This window comes from Streptomyces sp. NPDC059740 (assembly GCF_042733155.1).
Lineage (GTDB): Bacteria > Actinomycetota > Actinomycetes > Streptomycetales > Streptomycetaceae > Streptomyces.
Genome location: NZ_JBHWGP010000004.1, coordinates 151,370 through 171,910, shown reverse-complemented (window position 1 = coordinate 171,910; position 20,541 = coordinate 151,370). Strand labels below are relative to the sequence as shown.

21 protein-coding genes are annotated in these 20,541 nt (G+C 73.0%); 12 read left to right on the top strand and 9 right to left on the bottom strand.

The annotated features are described in order from the left end of the window. Positions 1-71: 71 nt before the first annotated feature. Together ACFV3R_RS07400 and ACFV3R_RS07395 are read right to left on the bottom strand one after the other, a co-directional pair. Entirely contained in the window at positions 72-647 is a 576-nt protein-coding gene (locus tag ACFV3R_RS07400; RefSeq protein ID WP_385576973.1) for a sigma-70 family RNA polymerase sigma factor, read from the bottom strand. A 462-nt stretch (positions 648-1,109) separates the two neighbouring features. Then, on the bottom strand, positions 1,110-1,721 hold the full coding sequence (locus ACFV3R_RS07395) for a response regulator transcription factor (protein ID WP_003948568.1): 612 nt from the start codon (positions 1,719-1,721) through the stop codon (positions 1,110-1,112). A 418-nt stretch (positions 1,722-2,139) separates the two neighbouring features. On the opposite strand from ACFV3R_RS07395, the gene ACFV3R_RS07390 reads away from it, so the two are divergent. Then, positions 2,140-2,478 carry a WhiB family transcriptional regulator gene (locus ACFV3R_RS07390; RefSeq protein WP_385576970.1) on the top strand — a complete coding sequence of 113 codons (339 nt, stop codon included), beginning with the start codon at positions 2,140-2,142 and terminating at the stop codon, positions 2,476-2,478. 124 nt (positions 2,479-2,602) lie between these two features. Here ACFV3R_RS07390 and ACFV3R_RS07385 read toward each other — a convergent pair whose 3' ends face one another. Further along, the gene (locus ACFV3R_RS07385; RefSeq protein WP_385576967.1) at positions 2,603-3,586 is read right to left on the bottom strand and encodes a LysR family transcriptional regulator; all 984 of its coding nucleotides are present in this window, start codon (positions 3,584-3,586) and stop codon (positions 2,603-2,605) included. 320 nt (positions 3,587-3,906) lie between these two features. Here ACFV3R_RS07385 and ACFV3R_RS07380 point away from each other — a divergent pair, with 320 nt between their 5' ends. From ACFV3R_RS07380 to ACFV3R_RS07340, 9 genes are all read left to right on the top strand, one after another. After that, positions 3,907-4,680: an SDR family NAD(P)-dependent oxidoreductase gene (locus ACFV3R_RS07380; RefSeq protein WP_385576964.1), complete on the top strand. Its 774-nt coding sequence runs from the start codon at positions 3,907-3,909 to the stop codon at positions 4,678-4,680. 321 nt (positions 4,681-5,001) lie between these two features. After that, positions 5,002-6,126 (top strand): LacI family DNA-binding transcriptional regulator, encoded by a 1,125-nt coding sequence (locus tag ACFV3R_RS07375; protein ID WP_385576962.1) that lies wholly within the window; start codon positions 5,002-5,004, stop codon positions 6,124-6,126. A gap of 230 nt (positions 6,127-6,356) precedes the next feature. Beyond that, positions 6,357-7,676, top strand: a complete 1,320-nt coding sequence (locus ACFV3R_RS07370; protein ID WP_385576959.1) for an ABC transporter substrate-binding protein — start codon at positions 6,357-6,359, stop codon at positions 7,674-7,676. Then, the gene (locus tag ACFV3R_RS07365) at positions 7,673-8,758 is read left to right on the top strand and encodes a carbohydrate ABC transporter permease (RefSeq protein ID WP_385576956.1); all 1,086 of its coding nucleotides are present in this window, start codon (positions 7,673-7,675) and stop codon (positions 8,756-8,758) included. The genes ACFV3R_RS07370 and ACFV3R_RS07365 overlap by 4 nt, the downstream gene beginning before the upstream one ends. Next, entirely contained in the window at positions 8,755-9,672 is a 918-nt protein-coding gene (locus ACFV3R_RS07360; RefSeq protein WP_385576953.1) for a carbohydrate ABC transporter permease, read from the top strand. The genes ACFV3R_RS07365 and ACFV3R_RS07360 overlap by 4 nt, the downstream gene beginning before the upstream one ends. A gap of 67 nt (positions 9,673-9,739) precedes the next feature. After that, the gene (locus ACFV3R_RS07355; protein ID WP_385577491.1) at positions 9,740-10,768 is read left to right on the top strand and encodes a hydroxyacid dehydrogenase; all 1,029 of its coding nucleotides are present in this window, start codon (positions 9,740-9,742) and stop codon (positions 10,766-10,768) included. Positions 10,769-10,775: 7 nt separating this feature from the next. Next, positions 10,776-11,327 carry a GNAT family N-acetyltransferase gene (locus ACFV3R_RS07350; protein WP_385576950.1) on the top strand — a complete coding sequence of 184 codons (552 nt, stop codon included), beginning with the start codon at positions 10,776-10,778 and terminating at the stop codon, positions 11,325-11,327. A 146-nt stretch (positions 11,328-11,473) separates the two neighbouring features. Continuing rightward, on the top strand, positions 11,474-11,779 hold the full coding sequence (locus ACFV3R_RS07345; protein ID WP_385576947.1) for a 2Fe-2S iron-sulfur cluster-binding protein: 306 nt from the start codon (positions 11,474-11,476) through the stop codon (positions 11,777-11,779). Between the two features lie 271 nt (positions 11,780-12,050). Then, positions 12,051-13,130: a lytic polysaccharide monooxygenase gene (locus tag ACFV3R_RS07340; protein WP_385576944.1), complete on the top strand. Its 1,080-nt coding sequence runs from the start codon at positions 12,051-12,053 to the stop codon at positions 13,128-13,130. Between the two features lie 136 nt (positions 13,131-13,266). Here the strand turns inward: ACFV3R_RS07340 and ACFV3R_RS07335 are convergent, their stop codons facing one another. The 5 genes from ACFV3R_RS07335 to ACFV3R_RS07315 all read right to left on the bottom strand — a co-directional run bounded on the left by ACFV3R_RS07335 (position 13,267) and on the right by ACFV3R_RS07315 (position 17,897). After that, positions 13,267-13,452, bottom strand: coding sequence for a DUF5133 domain-containing protein (locus tag ACFV3R_RS07335; protein ID WP_385576941.1), 186 nt, complete (start codon positions 13,450-13,452; stop codon positions 13,267-13,269). Between the two features lie 112 nt (positions 13,453-13,564). Next, complete coding sequence (locus ACFV3R_RS07330; protein WP_385576938.1) at positions 13,565-13,978, bottom strand: CBS domain-containing protein; 414 nt, start codon at positions 13,976-13,978, stop codon at positions 13,565-13,567. Positions 13,979-14,211: 233 nt separating this feature from the next. Next, positions 14,212-15,837, bottom strand: a complete 1,626-nt coding sequence (groL, locus tag ACFV3R_RS07325) for a chaperonin GroEL (protein ID WP_385576935.1) — start codon at positions 15,835-15,837, stop codon at positions 14,212-14,214. Between the two features lie 108 nt (positions 15,838-15,945). Further along, the gene (gene groES / locus ACFV3R_RS07320; RefSeq protein ID WP_251419252.1) at positions 15,946-16,254 is read right to left on the bottom strand and encodes a co-chaperone GroES; all 309 of its coding nucleotides are present in this window, start codon (positions 16,252-16,254) and stop codon (positions 15,946-15,948) included. Between the two features lie 266 nt (positions 16,255-16,520). Beyond that, on the bottom strand, positions 16,521-17,897 hold the full coding sequence (locus tag ACFV3R_RS07315; RefSeq protein WP_385577488.1) for an FtsW/RodA/SpoVE family cell cycle protein: 1,377 nt from the start codon (positions 17,895-17,897) through the stop codon (positions 16,521-16,523). Between the two features lie 215 nt (positions 17,898-18,112). Here ACFV3R_RS07315 and ACFV3R_RS07310 point away from each other — a divergent pair, with 215 nt between their 5' ends. Continuing rightward, positions 18,113-19,351, top strand: coding sequence for a methyltransferase domain-containing protein (locus tag ACFV3R_RS07310; protein WP_385576931.1), 1,239 nt, complete (start codon positions 18,113-18,115; stop codon positions 19,349-19,351). A 30-nt stretch (positions 19,352-19,381) separates the two neighbouring features. Here ACFV3R_RS07310 and ACFV3R_RS07305 read toward each other — a convergent pair whose 3' ends face one another. Continuing rightward, positions 19,382-19,960, bottom strand: a complete 579-nt coding sequence (locus tag ACFV3R_RS07305) for a TetR/AcrR family transcriptional regulator (RefSeq protein WP_385576929.1) — start codon at positions 19,958-19,960, stop codon at positions 19,382-19,384. A 101-nt stretch (positions 19,961-20,061) separates the two neighbouring features. On the opposite strand from ACFV3R_RS07305, the gene ACFV3R_RS07300 reads away from it, so the two are divergent. After that, positions 20,062-20,448: a nuclear transport factor 2 family protein gene (locus tag ACFV3R_RS07300; RefSeq protein WP_385576926.1), complete on the top strand. Its 387-nt coding sequence runs from the start codon at positions 20,062-20,064 to the stop codon at positions 20,446-20,448. The last annotated feature ends 93 nt before the right edge of the window (positions 20,449-20,541 follow it).

Sequence of the window (20,541 nt, the reverse complement as noted above, 5' to 3'; positions counted from 1 at the left end):
AGGAGCCTCGGATTCCAGCATGCCTGAGGGACTCGTCACTCGGAAAAGCCCGCCGCGTGAAGCGGCGCAGGTCACTGGCCGGCGAGGGCGCGCAGCCTGCTCAGGGCCCGGTGCTGGGCGACCCGGACCGCCCCGGGGGACATCCCGAGCATCTGTCCGGTCTCCTCGGCGGTCAGTCCGACCGCGACCCGCAGCAGCACCAGCTCGCGCTGGTGCTCCGGCAGGTTCGCCAGCAGGTTCCTGGCCCACTCCGCGTCGCTGCTGAGCAGGGCGCGCTCCTCGGGGCCGAGGGAGTCGTCGGGCTGCTCGGGCATCTCGTCGGAGGGGACGGCGGTGGAGCCCGGTCCGCGCATCGCGGCGCGCTGCAGGTCGGCGACCTTGTGTGCGGCGATGGCGAAGACGAACGCCTCGAAGGGCTTGCCGGTGTCGCGGTAGCGCGGCAGGGCGCAGAGCACCGCCACGCAGACCTCCTGGGCGAGGTCCTCCACGAAGTGGCGGGCGTCACCGGGGAGCCGGGAGAGCCGGGTGCGGCAGTACCGCAGCGCCAGCGGGTGCACATGAGCCAGCAGGTCGTGCGTGGCCTGACGGTCCCCCTCGACGGCGTGGGTGACGAGGTCACCGATCTCCCGCGTACCGTCATCCCGCATCGGTCCATGGTGCCCGGGTTCCGGACGATCCATGGCATCGCCCCCGCTGTTGTGCGTCGAACCGTTACGCGCCAATGCCCCAGTAGCCACGTCCCGCGCCTCCCCCTTCCGGGTTGCACCCATGACGGTCGAGGTGGCCCGCTCGGAGCTGCACGCGGCAGCACGCGGCTGCCGGGCGGGTCTGTCCGTCATGAGGTCTCTTCTGGCCGAGTGAGAAGCCCCGGCCGGCGCCGGGGTGGAGTCACACCTCAAGCATGCGGCATCGCGCGAACTTTCGGGACGGGGCGTTCGTGGAGCCGTCTTGGGGCCAGGTATGCCCGGAAATGTTTGTTACATGGCGTGGGCACGGCCAGACGGGCGCGGCGGGTGCGCACCCCTGGCGCACCCCGCCCTCCGTCACCCCCGCCGGTGCGTGCCGCCCGGCCGCTCACGACACCGGCACGCACCCCCACCGGCGCGCGGTCAGCGCACCAGACCCCAGCGGAAGCCGAGCGCCACGGCGTGGGCGCGGTCGGAGGCGCCGAGCTTCTTGAAGAGCCGGCGGGCGTGGGTCTTGACCGTGTCCTCCGAGAGGAACAGCTCCCGGCCGATCTCGGCGTTGGACCTGCCGTGGGACATGCCCTCCAGGACCTGGATCTCGCGGGCCGTGAGGGTGGGCGCGGCCCCCATCTCGGCCGACCGCAGCCTGCGGGGGGCGAGCCGCCACGTGGGGTCGGCCAGCGCCTGGGTCACGGTGGCCCGCAGCTCGGCGCGCGAGGCGTCCTTGTGCAGGTAGCCGCGGGCCCCGGCGGCCACCGCGAGGGCGACGCCGTCGAGGTCCTCGGCAACCGTGAGCATGATGATCCGGGCGCCGGGGTCGGCGGAGAGAAGCCGCCGGACCGTCTCGACGCCGCCGAGTCCGGGCATCCTGACGTCCATCAGGATGAGGTCGGAACGGTCGGCGCCCCAGCGGCGCAGTACCTCCTCGCCGTTGGCCGCAGTGGTCACGCGCTCGACACCGGGAACGGTCGCAACCGCCCGGCGCAGCGCCTCTCGGGCAAGCGGGGAGTCGTCGCAGACGAGGACGGATGTCATGACCGCCCTCCGCAGCTGATGCGCGTCACCTTGAGCCTCCAGGCTGGTACGTATCGTCACCTGAGCGATTGACGGCCCCGGACGTCTGCCCGAGGCTTCCCGGCCAACCGCCTCCGCACTCTCAACGACGGTCACCCGAAAGAGTTACGGCCCCTCAGGGCACTTTCGGCACCCTACGTGACGGGGTGGTCACACAGAAGAGAGCGAGCCCCGATCCTCCTGCGTCGCAACCGCTCAGGGGCAACTTTGCCCTATTTGGTGCGGATTCTTCCCTTTTGATGTCTTAGCTGCCTAGTTTCGGCTAAGAGGTAGAAGAGTCATATTTACATCTGCTTCTACCGCAGATGTGACGAGTCGGCCGAGCGGCGGACCGGTCCAGCGGGCTTCGCGCTCATCACGCTTCGTGAGGGGAACACCAATGGCAGACTTCTCCCGCCTTCCGGGCCCGAACGCCGACCTCTGGGACTGGCAGCTGCTCGCCGCCTGCCGCGGTGTGGACAGCTCGCTGTTCTTCCACCCCGAGGGCGAGCGGGGCGCGGCGCGCAGCGCGCGGGAGACCTCGGCCAAGGAGGTCTGCATGCGCTGCCCGGTGCGGGCGGAGTGCGCCGCGCACGCCCTCGCGGTCCGCGAGCCCTACGGGGTGTGGGGCGGCCTGACCGAGGACGAGCGTGAGGAGTTGATGGGCCGCGCCCGGCACCGCCTGGTGCCCGCGCACGGCGGCGCGGACGGGGAACGTGACGAGGAGCCCGCCGGCTGAGCCGGGCAGGACCCGCTCCCTGCCCACCAGCGGCGGACCGTCCTCCGCGCCGGCGGCACAGCCCCTCCCGCCGCGTCCCGCAGGGCGCGCTCAGCCGGGGGCGCGTCCAGCCGGGAGGGCGGGTTCAGCCGGCCACGCCGGAGCCGGCGCTGCCGACCCTTTCCTTCATCGTCCCGGCCGCCCGGGCCGCCGCGGCGTCGGCGTCGCCGCTCTCCGCCAGCCGCCGGATCATGGCGGCCACCGACGGCACGTGAGCCAGGTCCGGCAGCGTGAGCGCCACCACCTCCCGCTCCACTGCCGGTGCGAGTTCCACCACCGCCACGTCGGGCGAGCGCACCGAGCGCAACGTCAGCTCCGGAAGGGCGGCCACGCCCAGGCCGGCCCCGACCAGGCCCACCACCGCCGGGTAGTCGTCGGTGGCGAAGTCGATGCGGGGGGTGAAACCGGAGCGTTCGCAGACCTCGACCAGGTGCAGCCGGCACCGCGGACAGCCCGCGATCCACGGCTCCTCGGCCAGGTCGGCGAACTCCACCCGCCCCGCGTCCGCCAGCCGGTGTGCGCGCGGCACCAGCGCCACCAGCCGGTCGGCCAGGACCGGGCGGACCACCAGGTCGTCCCACTCGGCGGCGGCTGCCGGGTCGGCGCCGCGCACCCGCGGGTAGCGGAAGGCCAGGGCGATCTCGCAGTCCCCGGCGCGCAGCATCTCCACCGAGCGCGGCGGCTCGGCCTCCACCAGTGAGACGCCGACGTCCGGGTGCGCGGACCGCATCGCCGCGAGGGCCCCGGGGACGAGGGCGGAGCTGCCGGAGGGGAAGGAGACCAGGCGGACCCGCCCGGCCCGGAGTCCGGCGATGGCCGCGACCTCCTCCTGGGCCGCGGTGAGCCCCGCGAGGATGCCCGCGGCGTGGCGTACCAGCGCCTGCCCCGCCTGGGTCAGACGCATCTCGCGCCCGGTCCGGATCAGCAGGGGCGTCCCCGCGGACTGTTCCAGGGCTTTCATCTGCTGGCTGACGGCGGGCTGTGTGCAGCCCAGGTCGCGGGCGGCGGCCGAGAAGGAACCGGTGCGGTCCACGGCACGCAGCACCCGGAGATGACGTGCTTCGATCACCACTCCAGCATAAGCGCCACTTGGGAGCGGATCGAAATACGGCCGAGCCCCTTTGGGCGTGGTGTCAGTGACGGCGCCCACGAACCGGGGCGGCGCGCACCTCTCCGCGGGCGGCCCGGGTCGCCTTCCGCGGCCGTTCGTCCCTGCCTGCCGCCCGGGGAGCGCCACGGCGTACCGGTCGCGGGAGCCGCGCCGTGGCCGGGGGCCGCAGCGGCCGGCCGGTCCACTGCGCCGGGTCCGGTGTCGGTCCCGTGTCGAGCGTGTGCGCGTCACCGCCTCCCGTCGGGGTCCGGCCCCACCCGGCGGATAGCGTTTGCGCCATGACGACAGCACTGATCACGGGAGCCACGGCGGGGATCGGCGCCGCGTTCGCACGCCGCCTGGCCGGCGACGGGCACAACATCGTCCTGGTGGCGCGGGACGAGGGCCGGCTGCGCGACCAGGCGGCCGAACTCCACGACGCGCACGGCGTGGAGGTCGAGGTCATCTCCGCGGACCTCGCGACGGACGAGGGCATCGCGGCCGTCGAGGAGCGTCTCGCCGAGCGCCGGCACCCGGTCGACCTGCTCGTCAACAACGCCGGCTTCGGCAACAAGGGCGAGTTCCTCCAGGTCGCGCTGGAGGACGAGTTGCGGATGCTGAAGGTGCACTGCGAGGCGGTGCTGCGGCTGACCTCGGCCGCGGTGCGGGGCATGCGGGACCGGGGGCGCGGCGGGGTGGTGAACGTGGCGTCCGTGGCGGCGTTCGTACCGCGAGGCACCTACGGCGCCAGCAAGGCGTGGGTGGTGCAGTTCACCCAGGGCGTCGCGCACGACCTGGCGGGCAGCGGGGTGCGGTTGATGGCGCTGTGCCCGGGCTTCGTCCGCACCGAGTTCCACCAGCGTGCCGGGATGGGTACGGACAACATCCCGGGCTGGATGTGGCTGGACGCCGGCAAGCTGGTCGAAGCGGCCATGAAGGACCTGGCCCGCGGCCGTACCGTCTCGATCCCCGACCCGCGCTACAAGGCGCTGATGGGGGTGGCGAAGCTGGCCCCGCGTGGCCTGCTGGGCGGCGCCACCTCGCGGACGGGCCGCAAGTACGGGCCGAAGTAGGCGCGCGGCACTGGGCGGGTGCACCAGCGGCTGAGGCGGCTGGTGCCGGCGCCGGGGCTCGGGGTCGGGGCGTCGGTGGCGTCCCGGCCTGCGGGAAGGGGCGACGGGAGGCGGAGGGGGTGGCCGCGGGCCGCTGGTGGTGCTGTCGCGCCGCCCGCCCGCACCGACGATCGTCTGGTGTGCGAACGATCGACTCGTTGTGACGTTCGATCACGCTGGTCTAGGCTCTGCCGCCAGCCGGCCGCCGCGGCGTGAGCCGCCGGCCACCACATCGGCCCGCGCCACCGCGACGAGGCGGGTCGCCGCCCGAGGGGACGCACTGTGCGCGAGAGTGCTCTGCAACGTCACGACCGACTCCTGACGCTGGTGCGCGAACGCGGCACCGCCCGCGTCGCCGACCTGGCCGACCAGCTCGGCGTCTCCCCCGTCACGGTGCGCCGCGACGTCGAGTCGCTCGCCGGCAGGGGCCTGCTGGACCGGGCGCACGGCTCGGTCTCCTGGCCGCGCGCGGAACGGCCGGCCGACCGCGAGGGCCCGGTCATCGGCCTGCTCGCCCCCTCGGCCACCTACTACTTCGCCGAGGTCATCCGCGGTGCGCACGAGGCGGCGGCCCGCGCGGGCGCCCGGCTGGTGCTGCGGATATCGGACTACCGCCCCTCCCAGGACCGTTCCCGCACCGAGGGGCTGCTGGACTCCGGGGCGCAGGGCCTGCTGATCGCGCCCACCTGGCGCGGCCCGGAGGACCAGGCGGAGCACGGGGCGTGGCTGGCCGCGCTGCCTGTGCCGTGCGTGCTGCTGGAGCGGCAGGCGGCGCCCGGCACCGCGCTGTCCGGTCTGGACCGGGTGTGCAGCGACCACGGCCACGGCGTCCTGCTGGCGCTGCGGCACCTGGTGGAGCAGGGGCACCGGGCCCCGCTGCTGGTGGCCCGGGGCGACTCGCCGACGGCGCTGGCGGTGCGCGCCGGGTACGAACTGGCGCTCGGCGCACTGGGGTTGCGCAGGCCGCACCCGGTGATCGACTCGGTGCCCGCGGACCGCGACCCGGCCGGTTTCGAGCGTGCGGTGCGGGCCCTGCAGGCCGCGGTGGCCTCCGGCGAGGCCACCGCGGCACTGATCCACAACGACGTGGACGCGATCCAGATGGTGCAGCGGCTGGGCGAGTTGGGCGTCCGGGTGCCGCAGGACCTCGCGGTGGTGGCCTACGACGACGAGGTGGCGGCACTGGCCGACACCCCGCTGACGGCGGTGGCGCCCCCCAAGCGGGAGGTGGGTCGGCAGGCGACCCGGCTGCTGGTGGAGCGGCTGGCCGAGAGCCTGGCGGCCGAGCAGGGGGAGACGGCGGAGACGGGTCAGGCCCTCGCCCCCGGCGCCCGCCGCCACGTGGAGTTGCTGCCGCGACTGAGGGTGCGGGCCTCCTGCGGAGCGCCTGCGTCGAAGACAGTCTGAACCGCCGGCGGGGCCCCGCACGGGGCCCGTCGAGCCGACTCACGTCGACTCCCTGTTCTTTTTTCGATCAATCAATCTTTCGCTCTTGACTTCGCTCACGGCTGGCCCAAGTATCTCGGCCATCACCCGTCCGGCAGCCCTCGCCGCACGGCCCGCCCCTTCGCCGTTCTTCCGGGGCGGGCCGTCCGTCGTGACGCCTCGGCGCGCCCGTACCCGTCAGGAGCCCCACCATGAAGAGCAGTTGGAGCCGAGCCGCGGTGGCCGTGGCCGGCATCGCCGTGTCCCTGAGCCTGGTGACGGCGTGCGGCGGTGAGGGGGGAGCGGACGCCGCCGGTGACGGCGGGCCCGTGACGCTCACCTACTGGGGCTGGACGAAGGGCACCCGGGAGACCGTCGAGAAGTACAACGCGACCCACAAGGACGTCCACGTCCGGTACGAGGAGATCCCCTCGGGCACGGCGGGCGGGTACGCGAAGATCGCCAACGCCGTGAAGGCGGGCAACGCGCCGGACCTGGTCAGCGTGGAGTACCCGCAGCTCCCCGAGTTCGTCAGCCAGGGCTACCTGAAGGACATCACCGGGAAGGTTCCCGCCGAGGTCAGCCGCAAGTTCCTCTCCCAGGCCGTGCAGCTGACCACCCTCGGCGGGCGGAACTGGGCGGTTCCCTTCGACGCCTCCCCGCAGACGTACTACTACCGCAAGGACTTCTTCACCCGTCACCACATAGCGGTGCCGCGGACCTGGGCGCAGTTCGAGAAGGCCGCCGCACAGGTGCGCAAGGCCGACTCCTCGGCCCGCATCGCCACCTTCTTCCCCGACGACCCCACCACCTTCCAGGCCATGGTGTGGCAGGCCGGCGGCCGGTGGTTCACCACCCACGGCGACACCTGGAGGATCGACACCACCGACGCCGCGACGAAGAAGGTCGCCGGCTACTGGCAGCACCTGCTGGACGAGGACCTCGTCAGCGACCAGGTCTCCTTCAGCCCGCAGTGGACCAGCTCCCTGAAGAACGGCCACACCGTCGGCTACCTCGGTGCCGCCTGGGGAGCGGGCGTCCTGCAGTCCACCGTCCCCGACGAGAAGGGCAAGTGGGCGGCGGCGCCCATGCCCAGCTGGGACGGCAAGGCGGCCAGCGGCATGCTCGGCGGCTCGACCTGGGCCGTGACCAGGGACAGCCACCACGTGGACGCCGCGGTCAGGTTCGCGACCTGGATGTCCACCTCCAAGGACGCCATCACCGCCCGCCTCGCCTCCGGGACCTCCAGCGCCTACCCCGTCGACTCCGACCTGCGCCCCGTCGCCGAGAAGCAGTTCGACGGCTCCTTCTACGGCAAGCAGGACCTCTACGCCCTCTTCGACCGCGCCGCGGACTCCATCGGGAAGGGCTGGACCTGGGGCCCGGCGGGCGGTACCACCCGCGACGCCCTCAAGGACGCCTTCGGCAAGGCCGCCGACGGTGACCTGACCCTCACCCAGGCCGTGGCGGAGGGCAGCGCGGCGACCGTGAAGGAACTGAGGAAGCGCGGCCTGAAGGTCAGCGGCAGGTGAGCGCGCTCGGCAGAACGGCCCGCAGCCGGGCCCCGCGCCGCGGTGCCGCCCGCGGCCGGGCCGTGACCGTGCTCCTCACCCCGTTCTTCGTGCTCTTCACCGCGGTGATGGTGGTCCCCGTCTGCTACGCGGTCTACCTCAGCCTGTTCACCGAGAAGCAGTCGGGGCTGGGCTTCGGCGGAACCACCACCGTCTTCAGCGGCCTGGGCAACTACGCCACCGCGCTGGGCGACGCGGCCTTCCGCGAGGGCTTCCTGGTCCTCCTCGGCTACTGCCTCCTGTACATCCCCCTTCTCCTGGTCGGCGCGCTGGCGCTCGCCCTGCTGCTGGACTCTGCGCTGGCCCGGGCCCGGCGCCTGTTCCAGCTGGCGTTCTTCCTGCCGCACGCGGTGCCCGGCATCATCGCCGCACTGATCTGGGTGTACCTGTACACGCCGCAGCTCAGCCCGGTGGTGCAGGCCATGCACGCCGGCGGCCTCGGCTTCGACTTCCTCTCCCCGTCCGGCGCGCTGCCCTCCGTGGTCAACATCGCGCTGTGGGAGTGGCTGGGCTACAACGTCGTCATCTTCTACGCGGCGCTCCAGGCGGTGGACCGCTCGGTCCTGGAGGCGGCCACCGTCGACGGCGCCGGCGCCTGGCGCACCGCCACCGCGGTAAAGATCCCGCTGATCCGGGCCTCGGTGGTGATGGTCGCCCTGTTCACCGTGATCGGCTCGCTCCAGCTCTTCACCGAACCGCTCATCCTCGCCATGGGTTCGGGATCGGCCGTCACTTCCTCCTGGACACCCAACATGTACGCCTACTCCGCGGCGTTCTCCCGCAACGACTACGGTCTGGCCGCCGCCGCATCGGTGCTCCTCGCCCTCACCGCTGCGCTCCTGTCGTACCTGGTGACCCGGCTGACCGGGCGGAACGGGCGGGACGGCCGCCGGCGCGGGCGACGCCACCGCCAGGCCCCGCCGCCGGCCCCGGGCACCGGCTCCCCGTCGGGCCGCGCGGCAGCCCCCGCGCCCGCCCCCGTCCCGGCCCGGACCGGGGCGGTCCCGCCGGGCCCCCTCCCCCGGAAGGACGGCGGCCGATGACCGTCACCACGCAGGCGCCCTCACCCTCCGCCACCACCGGGCGCACCTCCGCCGTCCGCGCGGCCGGCCCACCGCGGCAGCGACGCTGGCTGTCCCGCACCGCCGTCAACGCCGCCCTGCTCCTCGCCGCCGTCTACACCCTCCTCCCCCTCCTGTGGCTGGTCACCGCCGCCACCAAGGACACCGGCGACCTGCTCGGCGGCGGCCCGCTCTCCTTCGCCCACTTCCACCTGGGCGAGAACCTCTCGCAGCTGGCGCACTACCAGGACGGCATCTACTTCCGCTGGTACGGCAACAGCCTGCTGTACGCGGGGGTGGGCGCGGCGCTGTGCTCGCTGGTCTGCGTGGCTGCGGGCTACGCCTTCGACAAGTACGAGTTCCCCGGCCGGGAGCGGTTGTTCGGCGTCGTCCTGCTGGGCGTGCTCGTCCCCACCACCGCGCTCGCCCTGCCCATGTACCTGCTCGCCAGCCGCGTGGGCCTGGTCAACACCTACTGGTCGGTGCTGCTGCCGGCGCTGGTCAACCCCTTCGGCGTCTACCTCGCCCGGGTCTTCTGCGCCGGCTACGTGCCCGACGAGGCGCTGGAGGCCGCGCGTATCGACGGGGCGGGGGAACTGCGCACCTTCTGGACGATCGGCCTGCGCATGGTCATGCCCGGCTTCGTGACCGTCTTCCTCTTCCAGTTCACCGCGATCTGGAACAACTTCTTCCTCCCCCTGGTGATGCTCTCGAACCAGAAGCTCTTCCCGGTGAGCCTCGGCCTGTACGCGTGGAACACCAACACCCACGCGGAGACGTCCTTCTACCCCCTGGTGATCACCGGCTCCCTCCTGGCCGTGCTCCCGCTGGTCGTCGCCTTCGTGGTCCTGCAACGGCACTGGAAGGCCGGACTGACCGCGGGCAGCGTCAAGTAGCCGCCGCGCGCCCACCCCGCGACGCCCCGACCCGACAGTGCCCACTTAAGGACCACCGGTGACCACCATGCCACCCACCACTGACAACCGCCCCGCCCTGCTCCTGGCGATGGGCCCCGGCATCGCCGACCGGCTCCTCCACCCCCGCCACCACGCCCGCCTCACCGCCCTGACCCGCACCGACCCGCACCTGGTCGGCCACGACCTGGCCGATCCCCCGCCCGGGGTGGCGGCGGCTCTCGCCGAGGCGGAGATCCTGCTGACCTGCTGGGGCGCGACCCCGCTCACCGAGGAGGTGCTGGCTGCGGCCCCCCGGCTGCGCGCGGTGGTGCACGCGGCGGGTTCCGTCAAGCACCACCTCACACCCGCCTGCTGGGAGCGCGGCATCGCGGTCAGTTCGGCCGCCGCCGCCAACGCCCTGCCCGTGGCGGAGTACACCCTCGCCGCCGTCCTGTTCGCCGGCAAGCGCGTCCTGCACTCCGCCCGGCGCTACCGGGTGCTGCGTCAGGACCACGACTGGCTCCGGGAACTGGACGGCGCCGGCAACTACCGCCGAACCGTGGGCATCGTCGGCGCCTCGCGGGTCGGCCGCCGGGTCCTGGAACTGCTGCGCCCCTTCGACTGGACGGTCCTGCTCCACGACCCCTACCTGGAGGAGGCCGAGGCCCGCGCCCTCGGCGCCCACCTCACCCCGCTGGAGGCCCTCTGCGCCCGCAGCGACGTGGTCTCCGTCCACGCCCCGCAGCTTCCCACCACCCGCCACCTGATCGGCGCCCGGGAGCTGGCGGCCATGCCGGACGGCGCCACCCTCGTCAACACCTCCCGCGGTTCGCTGGTGGACGAGGCGGCGCTGCTGGCGGAGCTGACCTCGGGCCGGCTGAGCGCCGTCCTGGACGTCACCGATCCGGAACTGCCGCCCCGGGACTCGCCGTTGTACGACCTGCCCAACGTCCTGCTCACCCCGCACGTGGCCGGCTCCCACGGCACCGAGCTGTACCGTATGGCCGACCACGCGCTGGACGAGGTCGAACGGCTCGTGCACGGTGAGCCGTTCGCCGAACCGGTCCACGCCGCCGACCTGACCCGACTCGCGTGAGCCCACCATGACCTCCGTAGCGCCCCTGCCCATCCCCACCCCCCGCCTGCGCCTGCTGCCGCTGCGCGTGGCCGACGCCACCGAGATGGCCGGCGTGCTCGGCGACCAGGCGCTCCATGCGTACACGGGCGGCGCCCCCGAGGACCCGGCCGTCCTGCGGGCCCGGTACGAGCGGTGGGTGGCGGGTTCCCCCGACCCTGCGGTGACCTGGTGCAACTGGGTCGTCCACCTCCGGTCGGAGCGGTGCCTGGTGGGGACGGTGCAGGCCACCGTCGAAGAGGTCGCCGGTCACCGGCGGGCCGAGGTGGCGTGGGTGGTGGGGAGCCGATGGCAGCGCCGGGGCATCGCCACCGAGGCGGCCGGCCATCTGGTGCACTGGCTGGTGGAACGGTCGGTGCACGAGGTGGTCGCCCACATCCACCCCGACCACCGGGCCTCCGCAGCCGTGGCGGCGGCAGCCGGCCTGGTCCCGACCGACCACCGGCAGGACGGCGAGGTCAGGTGGGCGCTCCCCACCCCGCGCCGGAGCAGCGGCCCGGCCCCGACGACGGACTGCTGACACCTCTGACACTGCTGGCAGGAGGGATGCATGGCAACCACCACCGCACCGCCCCGCTCCGGCGCCCACGGACGGCAGCACCCCCACCGGGCCGCGGCAGCCCCCCGCGAGGAGGAGCGCCGGACGGCCCGGGCGGGGAGTGACGGGTGAGCGGCGCGGCGGGGGACGCCCGGCGGCCCGGTGAGACGGCGTTCGACGTGGAGCTGCACCGCACCGGCGTCACCCTCCACGTGCCCGCCGACCGGACCCTGCTCTCCGTCGTCGAGGAGGTCCTGCCGGAGGTGGCCTACTCCTGCGCCCGCGGCTACTGCGGCACCTGCGAGACGGCCGTGCTGGCCGGGACGCCGGACCACCGCGACCACCGGCCCGGGCCCCACGAGGTGGACGGCAGGCCCACGATGATGATCTGCGTGGGGCGTTCGCGCTCACCGCTGCTGGTGCTGGACCTGTGAGGCTGCCGGCCCTGGAGCGGTGAGCCGGTTCGGGTACCCGGGCCTCCGCAGCCCGCCACCCGGCCCTGCCCGCAGCCCGTCTCCACCGGGCCCTGTCCGTTCCGTTTACACCTCCCCGGTGCGTCGCTATGGTGCCCCTTGGGAGCGCTCCCACCTCCATGGATGACATGCATATGCCAAACGGTCGGGTTCGCTGCGTCACCGCCCCACGGTCGTGAGTGGCGATCCGCCGCAGACTCGCCCGCCCCGGACCGCCGGAAGGTGAACCCTCGTGCGCAGAAGAAGGAAACTGTCCTTAGCCACGGCCCTGGCCACGCTGCTGGCCGCGGTCGGCCTGGTACTCGTCGGCCCCTCCCCCGCGCAGGCCCACGGCGTGGCGATGATGCCGGGCTCCCGCACCTACCTGTGCTACCTCGACGCCCAGACCAGTACCGGGGGCCTGAACCCCACCAACCCGGCGTGCGCGGACGCGCTGGCGAAGAGCGGTTCCGGGGCGCTGTACAACTGGTTCGCAGTGCTCGACTCCAACGCCGGTGGCCGGGGCCAGGGTTACGTGCCCGACGGCACGCTGTGCAGCGCCGGCGACAAGTCGCCCTACGACTTCTCGGCCTACAACGCCGCCCGTGCCGACTGGCCCCGCACCCACCTGACCTCAGGCAGGACCATCGAGGTCGACTACAGCAACTGGGCCGCGCACCCGGGCGACTTCCGGGTGTACGTCACCAAGCAGGGCTGGTCGCCGACCACCCCGCTGGCCTGGGCCGACCTGGACCTCGTCCAGACGGTGACCAACCCTCCGCAGCAGGGTTCGGCGGGCCAGAACGGCGGCCACTACTACTGGAACCTCGACCTCCCCTCGGGCCGGTCGGGTGACGCGATGATCTTCATCCAGTGGGTCCGCTCGGACAGCCAGGAGAACTTCTTCTCCTGCTCCGACGTGGCCTTCGACGGCGGCAACGGCGAGGTCACCGGGGTGCACGACACCACCGGCACCGCCCCGGGGGGCGGCTCCGGCGGTGACGACCCGGGCGACCCGGCGGCCTCCTGTATGGCCCTCTACACCGTCACCAACGAGTGGAACGGGGGCTTCCAGGCCGAGGTGGAGGTCATGAACCACGGCACCGAGCCGCTCAACGGCTGGACGGTGAACTGGAAGCCGAGCACCGGCACCAGCCTCGACGCGGTGTGGAACGGCTCCCTCACGAAGAACGCCTCGGACGGGACGGTGACGGTGCGCAACGCGGACCAGAACCGGACCGTGCCACCGGACGGAGAGGTCACCTTCGGCTTCACCGCCCAGTCCGGCGGCGACAACTACCCGGCGGGCTCGATGAGTTGCACCAGCCCGTGACGAGCAGCCGTCCCTCCGTCCCGGCGGGCGGAGGGGCGGCGCCCCCCAGCTGGGCAGTGTCTTCACAGTCCCACCTGTCCGCACTTCGGGCGAACGACGCCACTGTGAAGGCACTGCGCAGGGCGCGGCGTTCGGCTCATCCTCCGTGGCGGCGGGCGGCGCGCAGCGCCTCCGAGACGTCCCGCGTCCCGGTCGCCACGCACAGGGTGTAGGTGACGTCGTCCATGCGCTGCTCCGCGTCGCCGCTCTCCGGCCGGCCGGCTCGCAACGACTCGTACTCCTCGATCAGTTCGCGCAGCAGCGCGGGATGTGCCATCACCATGGGTGGCTTCCTCTCAGGGTCGGGGGCGTCGGGCTACCGGGCCGTCCCCGCCCGCCGCGCCGGTGGTCGACCACGACGGTCGCGGACGCGGGCGGCGCCGGCTGCGGGCGCGTCAGCGCGACAGGGCCTCGACCAGGTCGCCGACCTGCGGGTCGGGCAGGGCACGGGCCACGTCGGCCTGCGCCACCATGCCGACCAGGCGGTGGCCGTCGATGACGGGCAGCCGGCGGACCTGGTGCTCGGTCATGGTGTGCATGATCTCGTCGGCGTCGTCGTCCGCCCCGATGGTGACGACCTCGCCCTGCGCCAGGGTGCCCGCCCTCTCCTCGGCGGGGTCCCGGTCCTCGCCGAGCACCTTCACGACGATGTCGCGGTCGGTCACCATGCCCTTGAGCCGGTCGTCGTTGCCGCAGATCGGCAGGGCTCCGACGCCCAGCTCGGCCATCATGTGGGCGGCGACCGAGAGGGACTGGTCCTCTCCCACGCAGTCGGCCTGGGGAGTCATGATCTCGCGCGCGGTGGTCATGTTCGAGCGCTCCGTACTTCGGGTGCGGGGGCACGCCTGAGGGCGGCCCCGTATGACCCGTCCCGGGTACCTGGGGGGCACGGCCTGAAACGTGCGCAACACACGAGGCCCGGGCCCCCGCGACGGGGGTCCGGGCCTCGTGCCGCACTCGGCGGCTGCTGCGCGCCGCGTCCGCTCGGCCAGGTGGGCTTCGGGGACGCGGCGTGGACTCCTCAGTGAGTCCTCAGCGGTCCCTAGTGGGAGTGGCCGTGACCGTGACCGGCCTCGGCGGCCTCCTCCTCTTCCTTCTTCTCGACGACCAGGGTCTCGGTCGTGAGCAGCAGGGAGGCGATGGAGGCGGCGTTCTCCAGGGCGGAGCGGGTGACCTTGACCGGGTCGATGACGCCGGCCTTGACCAGGTCGCCGTACTCGCCGGTGGCGGCGTTGTAGCCGTTGCCCTTCTCCAGCTCGGCGACCTTGGAGGTGATGACGTAGCCCTCCAGGCCGGCGTTCTCGGCGATCCAGCGCAGCGGCTCGACGGCGGCGCGGCGGACGACGGCGACACCGGTGGCCTCGTCGCCCTCCTTGCCGAGGTTGTCCTCCAGGACCTTCACGGCGTGGACGAGCGCGGAGCCACCACCGGAGACGATGCCCTCCTCGACCGCGGCGCGGGTCGCGGAGATGGCGTCCTCCAGACGGTGCTTCTTCTCCTTGAGCTCGACCTCGGTGGCCGCGCCGACGCGGATGACGCACACGCCGCCGGCGAGCTTGGCCAGGCGCTCCTGGAGCTTCTCGCGGTCCCAGTCGGAGTCGGTGTTCTCGATCTCCGCCTTGATCTGGGCGACGCGGCCCTGCACGTCCTCGGACTTGCCGCCACCGTCGACGATGGTGGTGTCGTCCTTGGTGACGGTCACGCGGCGGGCGGTGCCCAGCACGTCCAGACCGGCCTGGTCGAGCTTGAGGCCGACCTCCTCGGCGATGACGGTGGCGCCGGTGAGCGTCGCCATGTCGCCGAGCATCGCCTTGCGGCGGTCGCCGAAGCCGGGGGCCTTCACCGCGACGGCGTTGAAGGTGCCGCGGAGCTTGTTGACCACGAGGGTGGAGAGCGCCTCGCCCTCGACGTCCTCGGCGATGATCAGCAGCGGCTTGGAGGAGCCGGCCTGGATGACCTTCTCCAGCAGCGGCAGCAGGTCCTGGATGGAGGAGATCTTGCCCTGGTGGATCAGGATGTACGGGTCGTCGAGGACGGCCTCCATACGCTCCTGGTCGGTGACCATGTAGGGCGAGAGGTAGCCCTTGTCGAAGGCCATGCCCTCGGTGAAGTCCAGCTCCAGACCGAAGGTGTTGGACTCCTCGACGGTGATGACGCCGTCCTTGCCGACCTTGTCCATCGCCTCGGCGATGAGCTCGCCGACCTGCTTGTCCTGGGCGGACAGGGCGGCGACGGCGGCGATGTCGGACTTCTCGTCGATCGGGCGGGCCGTGGCGAGCAGGTCCTCGGAGACGGCCTTGACGGCGGCGTCGATGCCCTTCTTCAGGGCGGCCGGGGAGGCGCCGGCGGCGACGTTGCGCAGACCCTCACGGACCAGGGCCTGGGCCAGCACCGTGGCGGTGGTGGTGCCGTCACCCGCGATGTCGTTGGTCTTGGTCGCCACCTCCTTGACGAGCTGGGCGCCGAGGTTCTCGTAGGGGTCCTCGACCTCGACCTCACGGGCGATGGTGACGCCGTCGTTGGTGATGGTGGGGGCGCCGAACTTCTTGTCGATGACGACGTTGCGGCCCTTGGGGCCGATCGTCACCTTGACCGTGTCGGCAAGCTTGTTGACGCCGCGTTCGAGGGCGCGACGGGCGTCCTCGTCGAACTTCAGGATCTTCGCCATGAGATGTCTGTCCTTAGTCGTCTCTTCAAAGAGCTGCGCCCCGGACGCCCGGTGGTTCAGACACGGGGAGAGCCGGGGCGCAGATCAGCAAAAGCGGGGGTGAAGTGCTTACTTCTCGACGATCGCGAGGACGTCGCGAGCCGAGAGGACGAGGTACTCCTCGCCGCTGTACTTCACCTCGGTGCCGCCGTACTTGCTGTAGAGCACGACGTCGCCGACGGATACGTCGAGCGGAAGACGGTTGCCGTCCTCGAAGCGGCCCGGGCCGACGGCCAGGACGACGCCCTCCTGGGGCTTCTCCTTGGCAGTGTCCGGGATGACCAGGCCGGAAGCAGTGGTCTGCTCGGCGTCGAGCGGCTGGACCACGATGCGGTCCTCGAGCGGCTTGATGGCAACCTTGGTGCTGGCGGTCGTCACGATCCGACCTCCCCCTTCGGAGAGCTCACGGGGTTGACTGTCTGAGGTGGCGACCAGGTCGATCCGTCGTCGCGGGTGCCGGACCTGCCCGTCGCTGTGTTTGGCACTCCGTTGTGGAGAGTGCCAGTGGTGAGACTATGACGGGGTTAGCACTCGGTCAAGCTGACTGCTAAAGGTGGCGTGGCTCGCACCGTCCCGGGCGCCGTGCGCGCCGGCCCCCGCCCCCGTCACGGCTTGCGGCCCGTGGCCGTTGCGGGCCTGCGGGGTCAGTCCACGCCCAGGGGCAGGCGGCGGCGCTGTGCGGTGTCGCTGACCCGGATCAGCAGCGCGACCATCAGCCAGTTGGCGACGAGCGAGGAGCCGCCCTTGGCGAGGAAGGGCAGGGCCTTGCCGGTGAGCGGGATGAGTCCCGTCACGCCGCCGGTGACCACGAAGACCTGGAGGACGAGGGCGCCGGCCACCCCGGTGGCGAGCAGCTTGCCGAACGGGTCCCGGGTGATCAGGGCGGTCCGCAGCCCGCGTTCGGCGAGCAGGACGTAGAGCATCAGGACGACCGTCGTCCCGGCCAGGCCCAGCTCCTCCCCGACGGTGGTGAGGATGAAGTCCGACCGCCCGGCGAACTCGATGAGTTCGGGGTGCCCCTGCCCCAGCCCGGTGCCCGTCAGGCCGCCGCTGCCGAAGCTGAAGAGGGCGTGGGCGAGCTGGTCGGAGTTGAGGGCGGCGGGGCGGCGCTCGGCCGGCAGGAAGATCTCCATCGGGTGCAGCCAGGCCACCACCCGCCCTTTGACGTGCGGTTCCAGGGAGCCGACGGCGGTGGCGCCCACGGAGGCCAGGAACAGACCGCACACCACCCAGCTCGTCCGTTCCGTGGCCACGTACAGCATGATCACGAAGAGGCCGAAGAAGATCAGCGAGGTCCCCAGGTCCCGTTCGACGATCAGTACGAGCAGGGAGACCACCCACACCGCGACGATCGGCCCGAGCTGCCGGCCGGGGGGCAGCCGCATCCCCAGCACCCGCCTCCCCTCAAGCGCCAGCGCGTTGCGGTGCTGGGTGAGGTACCCGGCGAAGAAGACCGCGATCATGATCTTGACGAACTCGCCGGGCTGCACGGTGCCCAGCGGCCCCAGGTGGATCCAGCGCCGCGCGCCGAGGGTGTCGGCCGGGGAGAAGGCGGGCGCCGCCAGCAGGACCAGGGCGATGGCCATCGTCACGTACAGGTAGCGCTGGAGGCGGCGGTAGTCCCGCAGCACCACCAGCAGCACCACCGCCGCCACCGCCCCGACCCCGGACCACAGGAGCTGCTCGGGCGCCACCGCCGGCGAGTGGTAGGCCGCGGCGTAGGCCACGTCCAGCCGGCGCAGCAGGACGAGGCCGAGTCCGGTGAGCAGGACGGCGCACGGCAGGATCACCGGGTCGGCCCGCGGCGCGAGCCGGCGCACGGCGACGTGCGGCCCGTAGGCGAGCACGGCCACCGCCGCCGCGAACCAGGGCAGGTCGGCCGGGAGCCGGCCGTGCAGCGACAAGCCCGCATACGCGTCACCGAAGACGGTGAGCAGCAGGGCCAGGGCCAGCAGCCACGCCTCGCGGCGACGACGATCGGGGCTGCGGGTGAACGCGTCCCAGGTGAGCGTCTGTTCCACGGCGTCGACCTCGACCCGGCGGGCCCGTCGTGGCACGCCGATCGTCACGCGCTTCACGGTCCTCCCCCCGGGTCGGCCCCCCATCTTGCCGCACGGCCCGACACCGGCCCGACCTGTGGGTCAAGACGCGGTGACCGGTCGAACAGTTGCCGGGCCGCTGCGGGCTTGTTCCGGGCGCGCGGCGAGCGGGGACCGCCGGTTGCGAGAATGGGACGGTGAACGACCCAGCCCCCGGCGACGCCGCCGACCCCGCCCCCTCCCCGCCGGCCGCCTTCGAGGCACTGCTGGGCGAGGAGGGCCAGGCGCTGCTGGAGCGCCTGCGCGACCACGACCCGGCCGACGACCTCGCCGTGGCCACCCGGCTGCGCCGCACCCACCCGCCGGCGCTGGTGTCGGCCGCGCTGGGCCAGGCCGGGCTGCGGCGGCGGGCCGCGGCGAAGTTCGGGGCCGACGCCGGGCGCATGTACTTCACCCCGCACGGCGTGGAGCAGTCCACCCGCCGCACCGTCGCCACCCACCGCGCCAGGCGCCTGGCAGGCCTGGGCGTGACCTCGGTGGCGGACCTGTGCTGCGGCGTGGGCGGGGACGCGCTGGCCCTGGCCCGCGCCGGGGTGCGGGTGCTGGCGGTCGACCGGGACCCGCTGACCTGCGCGGTGGTCCGCGCCAACGCCGCGGCGCTGGGCCTGGCCGACCTGGTGGAGGTGCGGGAGGCCGACGTGACGCAGGTGGACGTCTCCGGCTGGGACGCGGTCTTCGTCGACCCGGCGCGGCGGGGTGGTTCCGGGCGGCGGATCTTCGACCCGGAGGCCTACTCGCCGCCGCTGTCCTGGGCGGTGGAGGCGGCCGGACGCGCCCGGTACGCCGCCCTCAAGATCGCGCCGGGGGTGCCGCACGAGGCGCTCCCGCCCGGGGCCGAGGCCGAGTGGATCTCCGACGGGGGCGACGTGAAGGAGGCCGTCCTCTGGTTCGGCACCGAGCCGGGCGTGCGGCGGGCCACGCTGCTGCCCGGCGGGGACAGCCTCGTCGGCGCCGGGCTGCCCGACCCCGAGCCGGGCCCGGTCGGCCGCTTCCTCTACGAGCCGGACGGCGCGGTGATCCGCGCCCACCTCGTCGCGGACGTCGCCGCACAGGTCCAGGGGCGCCTGCTCGACCCGACGATCGCCTACGTCACCGCTGACGAACTGCGGCCGACCCGCTACGCCACCGCCTACGAGATCACCGACGTGCTGCCGTTCCACGTCAAACGCCTGCGGGCGCTGCTGCGGGAGCGCGGGGTGGGCGTGGCCGTCATCAAGAAGCGGGGCTCCGCCGTGGAACCGGAGGAACTGCGCCGTCGGCTGAAGCTGAGCGGCCCGCACACCTGCACGGTGTTCCTGACGCGGGTGGCGGGGGCGCCGACGATGCTGCTGGGGCACCCGGCGGGGACCGGCGGGGGCGGACCGGCGGGGGACTGAAGCCGCCGGGGCGGGGAGCCGGTCGGAGGGTCAGGGCTCCGGCGGGGGCTCCCCGAGGAAGTCCGCGACGAGCGCGCGGGCGTACGCCTCGTCCGTACCGGGGATCGAGAAGACCACCCGGAAGTAGAGCGGCGCGACGATCCGGTCCAGGACCTGCTCCAGGGCCGGGGGTGCGTCGCCGCGTTCCCGCGCCGACTCCAGGACCGGGCGGAAACGCTCACTGACCCTGCGCAGGCACTCCCGCAGTCCGTCGTGCCGCTCGTCGACGTCGGGCGCCACCTCGGCGCGGAAGAAGGCGATGCCCCCGGGCCGGGAGAGCTCCGCCAGCGTCCAGACCGCCTGGTTCTCCAGGTCGGCGCGCAGATCGCCGGCGAGCGGGGGCGCGCCGGCCTCGCCGCGGTGCTCGGCGACGTCGGCCAGGAGCGCGGCGAGCGTGCCCCAGCGCCGGTAGAGGGTGCTGGGGTTGACCCCCGCACGCTGGGCCACGGCGGGGAGGGTCACCTGGTCGGCGCCGCGCTCGCCCACCAGCGCGACCACGGCGCTGTGCACGGCGGCGCGGACGCGGGTGCTGCGGCCGCCGGGGCGCCTCGTCGACACGTCAGCGTTCACCCCTCCACCCTAAAGCAAAGATTTGCGCGTTAGTAGCCGAGGTGCTTAGAGTCCGCCACTAACGCACAGATCATTGCTTTAGCTCTGGGAAGGGAACCCCCGTGTCCATCGACGAAACCCCCCTCGACCTCGGACGCCGCTTCCACCAGGCCCTCGTCTCAGCCGACTGGGACGGCATCCGGGCCCTGCTGCACGACGACGCCACCTGGACCCTGCCCGGCGACAACACCGTCTCCGGCACGGCCGAGGGCGCCGACGCGGTGGTGGAGCGCGCTCAGCTGATCGCCTCGTACGGGCTCGACTTCGAGCTGCTGCACACCCTGGTCAGCAGGGAGAACATGGCGCTCTCGCTGCACAACACCGCACGCCGTCAGGACGCCGTGCTGGACGAGCACCTGGCCACGGTCTGCCGGCTCCGCGACGGAAAGATCGCGAGTATCGAGACCTATCTCTCCGACGTGCCCGGGATGAACGCCTTCTTCGTCTGACGTCCCCTGGTCCGGGCCGGCCTCCGACCGGCCCCGCTCCCCTTCCGGGACGGTGCGCACGGGTACACCGGCGAGACCGACCGCCGCGCACCG

Coding starts and splice junctions, on each gene's coding strand:
- ACFV3R_RS07335 (WP_385576941.1), bottom strand. CDS start 13,452: ATGGTGATGGCACATCCCGCGCTGCTGCGCGAACTGATCGAGGAGTAC.
- ACFV3R_RS07395 (WP_003948568.1), bottom strand. CDS start 1,721: ATGACATCCGTCCTCGTCTGCGACGACTCCCCGCTTGCCCGAGAGGCG.
- ACFV3R_RS07350 (WP_385576950.1), top strand. CDS start 10,776: ATGACCTCCGTAGCGCCCCTGCCCATCCCCACCCCCCGCCTGCGCCTG.
- ACFV3R_RS07360 (WP_385576953.1), top strand. CDS start 8,755: ATGACCGTCACCACGCAGGCGCCCTCACCCTCCGCCACCACCGGGCGC.
- ACFV3R_RS07390 (WP_385576970.1), top strand. CDS start 2,140: ATGGCAGACTTCTCCCGCCTTCCGGGCCCGAACGCCGACCTCTGGGAC.
- groL (WP_385576935.1), bottom strand. CDS start 15,837: ATGGCGAAGATCCTGAAGTTCGACGAGGACGCCCGTCGCGCCCTCGAA.
- ACFV3R_RS07400 (WP_385576973.1), bottom strand. CDS start 647: ATGCGGGATGACGGTACGCGGGAGATCGGTGACCTCGTCACCCACGCC.
- ACFV3R_RS07330 (WP_385576938.1), bottom strand. CDS start 13,978: ATGACCACCGCGCGCGAGATCATGACTCCCCAGGCCGACTGCGTGGGA.
- ACFV3R_RS07370 (WP_385576959.1), top strand. CDS start 6,357: ATGAAGAGCAGTTGGAGCCGAGCCGCGGTGGCCGTGGCCGGCATCGCC.
- ACFV3R_RS07380 (WP_385576964.1), top strand. CDS start 3,907: ATGACGACAGCACTGATCACGGGAGCCACGGCGGGGATCGGCGCCGCG.
- ACFV3R_RS07355 (WP_385577491.1), top strand. CDS start 9,740: ATGCCACCCACCACTGACAACCGCCCCGCCCTGCTCCTGGCGATGGGC.